This is a genomic window from Planktotalea sp., from assembly GCF_039984035.1.
Taxonomy (GTDB): domain Bacteria; phylum Pseudomonadota; class Alphaproteobacteria; order Rhodobacterales; family Rhodobacteraceae; genus Planktotalea.
The window spans coordinates 1-10,329 of sequence record NZ_JBDWVM010000098.1; the positions used below are offsets into that span (position 1 = coordinate 1).

General features: G+C 52.8%; 12 protein-coding genes. All 12 read right to left on the reverse strand.

Annotation, left to right across the window (positions count from 1 at the left end):
- Positions 1-1,053 (reverse strand): 5-aminolevulinate synthase (gene hemA / locus ABJQ89_RS04245; RefSeq protein ID WP_348495031.1); only part of this gene is annotated, 1,053 nt, incomplete at its 3' end.
- Positions 1,053-1,490: a DUF302 domain-containing protein gene (locus ABJQ89_RS04250; protein ID WP_348495021.1), complete on the reverse strand. Its 438-nt coding sequence runs from the start codon at positions 1,488-1,490 to the stop codon at positions 1,053-1,055. The genes hemA and ABJQ89_RS04250, both read right to left, overlap by 1 nt.
- A gap of 61 nt (positions 1,491-1,551) precedes the next feature.
- Positions 1,552-2,817: an NAD(P)/FAD-dependent oxidoreductase gene (locus tag ABJQ89_RS04255; protein ID WP_348495022.1), complete on the reverse strand. Its 1,266-nt coding sequence runs from the start codon at positions 2,815-2,817 to the stop codon at positions 1,552-1,554.
- 27 nt (positions 2,818-2,844) lie between these two features.
- Complete coding sequence (locus ABJQ89_RS04260; protein ID WP_348495032.1) at positions 2,845-3,507, reverse strand: c-type cytochrome; 663 nt, start codon at positions 3,505-3,507, stop codon at positions 2,845-2,847.
- Positions 3,508-3,550: 43 nt separating this feature from the next.
- The gene (locus ABJQ89_RS04265; protein ID WP_348495023.1) at positions 3,551-4,576 is read right to left on the reverse strand and encodes a c-type cytochrome; all 1,026 of its coding nucleotides are present in this window, start codon (positions 4,574-4,576) and stop codon (positions 3,551-3,553) included.
- The gene (soxC, locus tag ABJQ89_RS04270) at positions 4,560-5,843 is read right to left on the reverse strand and encodes a sulfite dehydrogenase (RefSeq protein ID WP_348495024.1); all 1,284 of its coding nucleotides are present in this window, start codon (positions 5,841-5,843) and stop codon (positions 4,560-4,562) included. Before soxC ends, ABJQ89_RS04265 begins: the two co-directional genes overlap by 17 nt.
- 29 nt (positions 5,844-5,872) lie before the next feature.
- Positions 5,873-7,576, reverse strand: coding sequence for a thiosulfohydrolase SoxB (soxB, locus tag ABJQ89_RS04275; protein ID WP_348495025.1), 1,704 nt, complete (start codon positions 7,574-7,576; stop codon positions 5,873-5,875).
- A 94-nt stretch (positions 7,577-7,670) separates the two neighbouring features.
- Positions 7,671-8,516: a sulfur oxidation c-type cytochrome SoxA gene (gene soxA, locus ABJQ89_RS04280; protein ID WP_348495026.1), complete on the reverse strand. Its 846-nt coding sequence runs from the start codon at positions 8,514-8,516 to the stop codon at positions 7,671-7,673.
- Positions 8,517-8,540: 24 nt separating this feature from the next.
- The gene (soxZ, locus tag ABJQ89_RS04285) at positions 8,541-8,870 is read right to left on the reverse strand and encodes a thiosulfate oxidation carrier complex protein SoxZ (protein WP_348495027.1); all 330 of its coding nucleotides are present in this window, start codon (positions 8,868-8,870) and stop codon (positions 8,541-8,543) included.
- A 21-nt stretch (positions 8,871-8,891) separates the two neighbouring features.
- Complete coding sequence (soxY, locus tag ABJQ89_RS04290; protein WP_348495028.1) at positions 8,892-9,314, reverse strand: thiosulfate oxidation carrier protein SoxY; 423 nt, start codon at positions 9,312-9,314, stop codon at positions 8,892-8,894.
- 68 nt (positions 9,315-9,382) lie between these two features.
- Complete coding sequence (soxX, locus tag ABJQ89_RS04295; RefSeq protein ID WP_348495029.1) at positions 9,383-9,856, reverse strand: sulfur oxidation c-type cytochrome SoxX; 474 nt, start codon at positions 9,854-9,856, stop codon at positions 9,383-9,385.
- Positions 9,857-9,963: 107 nt separating this feature from the next.
- Positions 9,964-10,329: cytochrome c biogenesis protein CcdA (locus ABJQ89_RS04300; protein WP_348495030.1), on the reverse strand; the 366-nt coding region annotated here is incomplete at its 5' end.

Below are 10,329 nucleotides of genomic sequence, written 5' to 3' on the forward strand. Positions count from 1 at the left end.
TCCATAGTCCTTGAGTAGCACATCAGAGATGAATTTACACTTCACAGTATCGCCAACCATCACAGGAATAATGTGACTTGGGTTTTCAACATGTGGAATACCAAGCTCAGTAAGCCTCTCGCGCACCAGAGCAACCTTCTCCTTCTGCGCAATGCGCTCTTCTGAACTCGCCTTCAAATGACGGATTGATGCCGCCGCTCCTGCGGCAACAGCAGGTGGCAATGCTGTGGTAAAGATAAACCCGCTCGCAAAGCTGCGCACAAAATCGCAAAGTTCGGTCGAGGCTGTGATATACCCACCCATCACACCGAATGCCTTACCAAGCGTTCCCTCTATCACCGTCAAACGATCCATGAGACCTTCTTGCTCTGCGATGCCACCGCCGCGCGGACCATATAGACCAACGGCATGCACCTCATCCAAGTAGGTCATCGCGTTATACTTATCAGCAAGATCGCAGATCGCGGCAATCGGCGCGATGTCACCATCCATGGAATATACGCTCTCAAATGCGATCAGCTTTGGGCGGTCAATCGGCAACGCTGCGAGCTTGGCTTCAAGATCAGCAAGGTCATTGTGCTTCCAGATCAGCCTATCGGCCTTTGATTGGCGGATACCCTCGATCATCGACGCATGGTTCAGCGCATCAGACAAAACGATGCAATCAGGAATGCGACTGGCCAATGTTCCCAGCGCCGCCCAGTTCGACACATAACCTGACGTGAACAGCAGTGCTGCCTCTTTGCCATGTAGATCGGCGAGTTCATGCTCCAACAAGACATGATCATGGGTTGTACCAGAAATATTACGCGTGCCGCCAGCGCCAGCGCCACAACGTTCAAGCGCATCATGCATCGCATTAAGAACCTTTGGATGCTGCCCCATGCCAAGGTAATCGTTAGAGCACCAAATCGTCACTTCACTGGTTTGATCACCGCGCGATGTGGCCTTTGGAAACGCACCGCGATGGCGTTCAAGGTCCGCGAATACGCGATAGTTACCTTGATCGCGCAGATCTTTCAGCGCGGACTTAAAATAGGTCTGATAGTCCATCATTCCCCTAGGGCCTCTTGCACGATACTGTCGAGCAAGGCTTGCACCTCTTGCATCGGGCCACTTGGATAATTGCGATACCCGATCATCACTTCGCCGCCGCGTTCGGCAACGAAAATGCCATACGGGCAATGCGCGATGTTCATTGGATCCGCTTCCATCATCTTGCGGGACAAAACGGCAGAGCAGAAAACGTAAATCTCAGCGGCGTCAAAAAGCTTGGTATCACTGCCCACATCGTCGGCTGTGCGGTTAAGCATCTCGCCCACGTGGCTGACATAATCAATGACCAAGCCCTGATCGATGATCGCGCTTTCAACGCCGAAAGTCGCATCGTCAAAATCACCGTCAAAGGTATAAACGGTCGCGCTTTCATCAGCAGCAGATATCCCTGCCCCCAAAAGGCTAAGCGCCGCTACTAGCCAAAGTACCTTCATTATTCGTCTCCCAGCGCCTAGCGAATGAAGCCCCCAAATAAGTTGGGGGCCTTCGTTTTTCTTATCCGAACATGTCAGCGGTGATGCCCGCATACCATCCTTCGGATTCTTCATAGGTCGCTTTACGCAACGCCGCGTCTTCGCCAGTCGAAGAAATAAATCCATCAACCTTCGCGATCTTTTCATCGGTCGCTTCATAGGTCGCGCCAACTTTGACACCGTTGTCCGTGTCGATCAGGGACCAGCATGTGTTAGAGAATTTCGCAGGGAACACTTTGGATCCTGTCAAAGCACCGCGCACTGCGTTGGCACAAACCTTCGCTTGGCTGTTCGCAGAAAAACCAGACTTCGGCATATCACCTTGCGATGATGCATCGCCAAGAACATACACATCTGCATCTGCTTTCGTCGACATATCGGCCGCATTTACAGGTGCCCAATTGCCATCTGTGACGCCAGCCAGTTCCGCAATGCGGCCCGCTTTCATCGCTGGGATAACGTTACACACGTCCACTTTTGTTTCTTCACCATCGATGGTCACTGTCATTGCCGCTGGATCAACGGACACGTCGCCACCACCAAAATCAGCACCAATCCAATCGATCATGCCATCATAGTTGTCAGCCCAACCCTCTTGAAAGAGCGCCATTTTGGAGAACTTCGCCTTTGGATCAGCAACGATGATCTTGGCCCTTGGATTGTTGGCCTTGAGATAGTGCGCAACCATTGAAATCCGCTCATACGGGCCAGGAGGGCAGCGATATGGGTTTGGCGGCGCAACCATTGCAAATGTCCCGCCTTCTGGCATCGCCATGATCTGCGCTTTGAGCAATTCAGTTTGTGAGCCACCCTTGTAGGCATGTGGCATCGCGTTTTGCGACGACACATCCCATCCAGCAACAGCACCTTCGACAAAGTCGATGCCAGGTGACAAAATCAGTTTGTCGTAAGGCAATGCACCGCCACCCGCGAGCGAAACAGTCTTCGCATCACGGTCCACACCAACGGCCCAATCATGCACAACATTGACGCCTCCAGCGGCAAGGTTGCCATAGGAATGTCCAAGGTCGTCAAACTCCTTCACGCCGCCCAAATAGAGGTTCGAAAAGAAGCATGTGTAATACATGCGCGTCGGTTCGATTAGCGTAACATCGATCTCGCCTTTGCTGTCTTTAGCAAGATAGCGCGCGGCCGTTGCACCGCCTGCGCCGCCGCCGACGACGACAACGCGTGGTTTGCCATGACCATCAGCAAATACTGTGGGTGCGCTCAACGTAGCCGCTGCAGCAGCACCAGTGCCCAAAAACAGGCGTCTGTTCAGTTTCATATTCTCTCCTCCCAGAGTAGTGCCTCGTTATTCGAGGTCTTCAAAATACGCGGCCAAGGCCGCGATCTCGTCGTTAGACAAACGCCCCGCCATCATCTGCATGACAGGGTGCGGTCGCATCCTTTGTTTGTAAGCGTGCATTGCGACGACAAAGTCTTCTGTCGGCCAGCCAGAAATTCCTGGAATTCCATCGTTCGCACCGCTCGTTTGGTGGCACGTTTGGCATTCGCTCGCGAGGTATTCGCCATATTCGGGATCGCCAACCAAAGCGAGAATGGCAGCATCCAAGACAGGCCCATCCGATGTTGCTGTCGGCTCCGCCTCTGGAATGTCTGCTGGATTATCTGAATAGACACGCAAATAGGCCAAAAGGTTCGCTCGATCTGCTGGATCAGAGATACCACGAAAACTCATCCTCGTTTTGGACACCAAAGCTTTGGGGTTTTCGATGAAAGCATCCAGAGTTTCAGACGTCCAAATCAGACCATCCGCGCCAGCGCGCTTCATGCCTTTTGAATACTTCGCATCCGGGTCAGAGCCTGCCGCCTTGCCGAAAATACCGTTGAGTTGCGGACCGACACGGTTCTTGGCACCTTCACCAACCTGATGGCACGCTTTGCATTTCTTAAAGACGGCAGCCCCCTTTTCAGGATTACCGATCTCTTCGCCATAGGCAGGCGCCACAACCAATGTCGCAGCAACTGCCAATGCTATATATAACGACCGGATCACCTTATTCCTCGAACGACTTTAGGTATTCGATAATGGCAGCTTGGTCGCTTTCCTTTTTCAGACCCGCAAAGGACATCTTGGTCCCTTTAAGATACTTCTTAGGCTTTGCAAGAAACGCTGCGAGCTCGTCTTCGCTCCAAACCAACCCACCATCTGCAGCGGCTTTGAGCGCTTTAGAGTATTTGAAATCATCAACCGCACCTGCAGCCTTTCCAACGATACCCGTCAGGATCGGACCAGAGCGGTTTTTAGCGCCTTCGCCAACTTGGTGGCAGGCTTTACACTTGCGAAAAACCTTCGCGCCCTTCTCGGCCAGTTCAGGATCAAACGCTGGCACGACAACCTCTGGTTCAGCCGCTACAACGACGTCTTCAGACGTGTCAGCTGCTGCGTTGTCCTCTTCTGGCGTCACATCCAAGACCATGGCGCGCATAGTCACTTTTACCTCGTCCTTGCAATCTTTCATGCACGGCTCGACTGACCATTGCGCATATTCCGTCTCGGCGCGATCATCGACTACAAAGCCATTTGCATTGGGCATTTCGACGTAAAAAAACGTCTCCTTGGACAGTACAAAGTCGTCTTCGATCAGATCGTTGGAATAGAGGATGTATGCCAGAATTGCGTAGGTTTCATCATTGCTTAACGTACCCGCATCGCCATACGGCATGGATCGCTGGATGTAGTCATAAGCCGTACTGAGATATGGCCAATAAGACCCAACCGTCTTAAGCGGGTCCTCGTGATCCAAAGTATCTGCACCACCTGCCAGCTTGGGCCAATTGTCGATACCTTCAGCAAAATCACCGTGGCATGCCGCACATTTATCAGCGAAAATTTCCTCGCCAGTGAACGCATCGCCGCCGCCATCAGGTAGGCCTGTGCCGTCAGGTCTGATGTCGCGATCCCACGCCGCGATCTCCTCAGGAAGCGCAGTGCGCCCAAGGCCAAACTTCTCCGCAAAAGCAGGACTTGCGATCAGGAACGCCGCAGTAACGAGGCCAACAGATTTAAGAAACTTCGACATTTTCAGCCTCACCATTTGCACGCACCAACCATGTTTGAATGCAGTTATTGTGATAGATAGAATTGAGCCCGCGCACCTCGCGCAGTTGCGCCTTGCTCGGCTGTACATAGCCTGTGTCATCCATCGCGCGGGATTGCAGCATCATCTCTGAGCCATCCCAATCCGTATCGAGATAGAACCGCGTCAGCGCCATCTTCTCACCCGGTTTGGCAAGACGGGCAGTTTCCCAGTTTTTACCGCCGTCCTTGGACACATCCACGCGCGTGATCGCACCGCGACCCGACCATGCAAGACCCGTGATCACCAATGGTCCTTTGCCATGTTTAATCGGCGCTTGCGGGCTTGGGCTTGTCACAACGGATTTCGCATCCATTGCCCATGTCCATTTGCGGCTGGTGCCGTCATCCAAGGTGTCAGTGTACTTGCTGGTCTCTTCGCGGCTCTCGACCGGACCGTCCATGACTTCGATCCGGCGGATCCATTTGACCCACATGTTGCCTTCCCAACCGGGCACGACGAGGCGCACAGGATAACCATGTTCTTTACGCAGCGCTTCACCATTGGCCTTGAACGCGACAAGCACGTCGTCGAGCGCCTTTTCCATAGGGATGGACCGCCCGTTAGACGAGGCATCCGCGCCTTCAACAAAGACCCATTTGTCTGCAAGATCATCTGCCGTATCGAGACCAGCTTCCTCAAGAAGCGTGCGCAGCGAAACGCCCGTGTATTCCATGTTGTGGATCATACCGTGGGTGAACTGCGCGCCATTCAATTGTGCGCCTGCCCATTCCATCCCCGTATTCGCCGCGCATTCACAGAAATACACATGGTTCTCACGCGGGAAGCGTTCGAGGTCCGCATAGGTAAACACCAATGGCGTATCGACCAGACCATTAATCATCAGACGATAGTCTTCTTTCTTAAGGTCAATCGCGCCAGAATGGTGACGCTCAAACGCACAGCCTTGCGGCGTGATCGTACCATCAAGCGCATGAATTGGCGTGAAATTGATAGAACTCACCGTATCTGCCGTAAGCCATTCAACATTGCGACGCACCACGTCGCTTTCGTGCTCAATCGGCAAACCGTAGCGCACGGCATCTACACCATCTCCAAAAGACTGCGCCCAAGGTTGGACGTCAGTAATAAGCGGGTCCCCGGTTTGCGCCTGTGCCGTGCCCGCGCCAAGTACGCCTGCGCCAGACGCAGCTGCACCGCGTAAAAACGCACGGCGCGATGTTTTTTTGCCTGTTTCACTATCTGACATATTCAGATGCCTCCACTTGGATCAAACGCTTATGCGCCGACCACTTTCACACTGTTGTTGGGATCAAGGGACACGGTGCCGAGCTTGCCAATATGCGCCTCGACAACGTCCCAAATTTGCAGACCTTCGGTCCCTTCATTCACGCTTGCCCAACCGGCGACCTGATAGGTCTTGGAGGCGTCAATCGCCTCGCCCGTTTTGAGCAACGTCATTTCTGTAATACGGCTGCCTTGCGGCTTGGTGATATCGATCCGATACCCAATGCCCCCAACGCGCACCATGTCGCCGCCTTGCTGATAATAGGGATCAGGGTTGAACAGGTTGTCGGCCACATCTTCCAGAACCACATGCAGGAATTCGCCCGTCATTTCGGTGCGATAGGCCTGCCCATACGTCATGGATGTCACGTTCCAAATGTCTTCCCGCGTGATGTCCTGACCCGGCAGGATCGATGGACCCCAACGAACACCTGGCGACAACGCAATGTCGGCCTCGCGCTCGGAAATCAAAGCATCGCAAATCAGATCATCCCACGTGCCGTTAAAGTTCCCACGGCGATAAAGGGTTTGATCCTCATCCGTGCGCCCGATCACTTCACGAAGCCTATCAACATGCGGCGCTCGCTGTTCGTCGATCAACGACGTCATTTCGGGATCAGGTGTAATCACGTCCGAGAAGATTGGAATAAGCTTATGACGGAACCCCATCATGCGCCCATCTCGTACATCAAGATCAACGCGGCTCACGAATTTTCCAGTGGAGCCAGACGCAACGATAATCGTTTCGCCCACAAGAACGGGTTCTGGCAATGCATCATGCGTGTGACCCGAAAGGATCACATCAATCCCTGTCACTTTGCCGGCCATCTGCTTATCCACGTCAAAACCATTGTGACTTAGGCAAACAACAAGCTCCGCGCCTTGGCCGCGTACCTCATCCACCATTTCTTGCATCCGCTCATCGCGAATACCGAATGAGTATTCAGGGAACATCCAACCCGGATTGGCGATCGGCATGTACGGGAAGGCCTGACCAATGACAGCGATCTTAACCCCGCCACGTTCAAAGAATTTGTAGGGCGGGAACAGCTCTGTTGGCTCATCCCATTCTGCATCGAAAATATTCTGACCCAGCGCTGCGAAGGGCAGACCTTCGACAATCTCAGCAACCCGATCAGAACCAAGCGTGAATTCCCAATGGAAAGTCATCGCATTCGGTTTGAGCGCATTCATGACATTGACCATGTCCTGACCCTGCGTGTGGTAGCAAGTATAGCTACCATGCCATGTATCGCCACCATCGAGCAAAAGGGCATCCGGGCGATCAGCGCGGATCGAATTGATCACTGTTGCAACGCGATCCAATCCACCAACACGTCCATAGCCCTTCGCGAGCGCGGCAAAGTCGTTGTAGGTCAACGCATAGGCAGACGGACTACCATCGTCGATGCCGTATAGCTTTCTAAAATCTGCACCGGTGATATGCGGGACAGCGCCTTTGTTGTTCCCGACTCCAATGTTGACCTCAGGCTCACGAAAGTAATGCGGAACCAATTGCGCATGAATGTCGGTGACATGAATAAGCGAGACGTTTCCGAACGTATCAAATTCCAAAAGCTTGTCTTGGGTCAGGCTTTGTTGCGCGGCGAGCCTTGCCCAGTTGCCGAATCCAGAACTGCCATAAAGAGCGGAAGCAGCCATGCTGGTTTGTAGAAAATCACGGCGAGAAATCATCAAGGTCTCCAAGTCATGCGTACATATTCGCATTTGTGAATTATATTAAGACAAAACGACCCCATCCCTCAATAGGACGGGGTCGTTTAAGAGTTTAGTTACGGATTGAAGGCCCTTCGACGCTCAAACCATTACCACGCGATGTTACGTATAGCTCAAGCGCGACGAACTCTTCGCTACCAGGATTATACGTTTCAGCACGTGTATCGCGAACACATCCCTTAAAGCGTGAATGCACGCCATTCAGTTTCGTGTTCTTCAGACGGTACACAGGAAATCCATTAATTTGACCTTGGCTCAAGTGATCCGCGCGGATCATCATACCATAGCTGTCTTCGTGGCAATTGGCACAGGACAACTCAAGCTGACCAGTCCGTGTGTAATACATCTCCTTGCCAAGCTCCCAAGTGGATTGAGCTGGCCCATCGATGGCCACATTGACCGGCATGCCACGGGAAACGGAGGACAACGCCGCTTCCATATTGATCGCTGGACCCTTGTCGTAACCCCACGCTTCGGCGCCCATACGTTCTGTGCGGCATTCGTTCATCTGCATTTGAAGCGTTTGAACCATGCCTGCCGTTTCATCCCACTTGGGATAAGTCGGCTTTACACCCGCCATGCTTTCGATGCCCTCATGGCAAGAAGCACATGACTTACCTTCACTTCCATCTGCAGTTTCCCACGCTTCCATGGCCTGCTCGACAAAGATCATGCCCGGATTGTCGAAGTCATCCGCTTGCATCTCTCGGGTTTCAACACCACGAAAAAGCCAACCTGACATTACTTCGTCCAACGTGTCAGACAAATGCGCAGGCGCGGCGGTGCGCGTCACGATTGGAGTCTCTTCGTTCAGAACAAGGCTGTCATCTGCTGGATCAGCATAAGACACAGTCGTCATGAGCGCTGTCGCCAGAAAGGCGCCTGTCAATTTCTTCATGGTGTCCCTCCCAAGACAGTTTTCTTACCCGATCGCGATCTTTTTGGATGTGTCATAGACAGATCCATCATCGTCATACCAAGTGAACTTGAATTCACCCGCCTCGGGGACCATTGCTTCGAATTCGAAGTACGGGTTCGTGGAAATCGCGGGTTCCAGCGTGACATCAACGACGTTCTCGCCATTGAAATCGCAGGTGAAGCGATTGATGATCGAACGCGGGATAACATTACCCTCTTTGTCTTTGCGCTGACCTGATTCCATTTTGTGACTGATCAGAGTTTTGATCGTGATCGTATCGCCAGCAGCCGCCGTTTTAGGGACTTTGACGCGGGGCTTTACACCTTTTGCCATGTTGATCTCTCCTTCGAGAAGTTAGCCGCCGCAGCCGCCGATTGTTACTTTTACAGTGCTAGAGGCTTTGACGAATGAACCGTCATCAAGCTTCGCAATTGCGATGACATCTTGCGTTCCGGCAAGGCGAATGCGAGTAGACGCTGCGCGCGACGCAGCCAGTTTACCGAATTTGAAGGTCGCTACATTTGGCGTCGGGTTGCCCATTGCGAGAACCATGATCTCGGCAGCAGAACCCGAAGACACTTCGATAGGAACGGTGTTGCCATTCTCTGCAATTTCTGGCGCCGTTAGTTTGAGATCGCCTTCGGCCACATCAGCGCCGCCAGTGAATGCAGCGATGGCCTCTTCGCCAGCCGCAGCAAAACCTTGCGTGGGCAAACCATTCAAGAAGAGCGCTCCGGCAGCTCCCATGATGATTGCATTACGTCTTGTCAGTTCCATGAACTTTTCTCCTTCAGACCTCAGATAAGGTCGTTTACTTCTGTAGCGCCGCCGTAGCGGTCCAGCGCCTAGTCTTTCAGCGTGGTCAAATAGGCCACGACATCTTCAATTTGCTGAGCAGTCAGGATTGAGGTGAACGTATCGTCCGCGGCTTTGCCTGTGTATGCTTTGCCTGGGCGGATGAAGCCTTCGGTCTTGTAGAATGCAGGCATCATTGTGCCTTCAAACATCATCTTTGCATTCGCAACGATCCCGCGAAGCTCTGCTTCTGACCAACGATCACCGGCGCCATCGAGCATCGGCCCAATTTCACCTTGGAATGGAACGTCCGCCAAATCAGACACCACGTGACACGCAACGCAATTGCCCTGACTTTTGTCGCCAACGATAATCCGGCCTGTCGCAACATCGCCCGCTTTACCAGACAAAGATTGCTCAACCGCGCCATCACTGTAGGCAACATTCGTTGGCAGAACCTCTTCTGCATGCAAGCCATTGGCGATTACAACGCCTGCGACTGCGCCTATGAAAGAATTCTTCATGCGTCCTCCCAAACACTATGTTCGGTATACCGTAGCCTACAGAATCGACATTACGCAACAACAAATTCACTTACATGAATTTTATAGTTTGTATTGCGCCCGCCAAATCAACGCAGAAACCATAGGTCAGGGGCGACTTCCAACATCCATTGCGCGATAGCGTTCACAGAGTTGGTAGCGATCAAAATTCCAAAAAGGATCAACATCAGACCCATGATCTTTTCGATCACGCCCAAGTGCTTCCTGAATCCCGAAACCCACCGCATAAACGGCCCGATAAACATAGCGGCCAAGACAAAAGGTGCGGTCATTCCAACGCCGTACACAAAGAGCAGCAAGGCCCCCGTGGCTGCTGTTTCGGCCCCTGCTGCCGTGAACAGAATGGTTGCTAAAACCGGCCCAACACATGGCGTCCAGCCAAAGGCGAACGCCAGGCCAATGACATATGCGCCAACATAACCAACGTTGGTTGA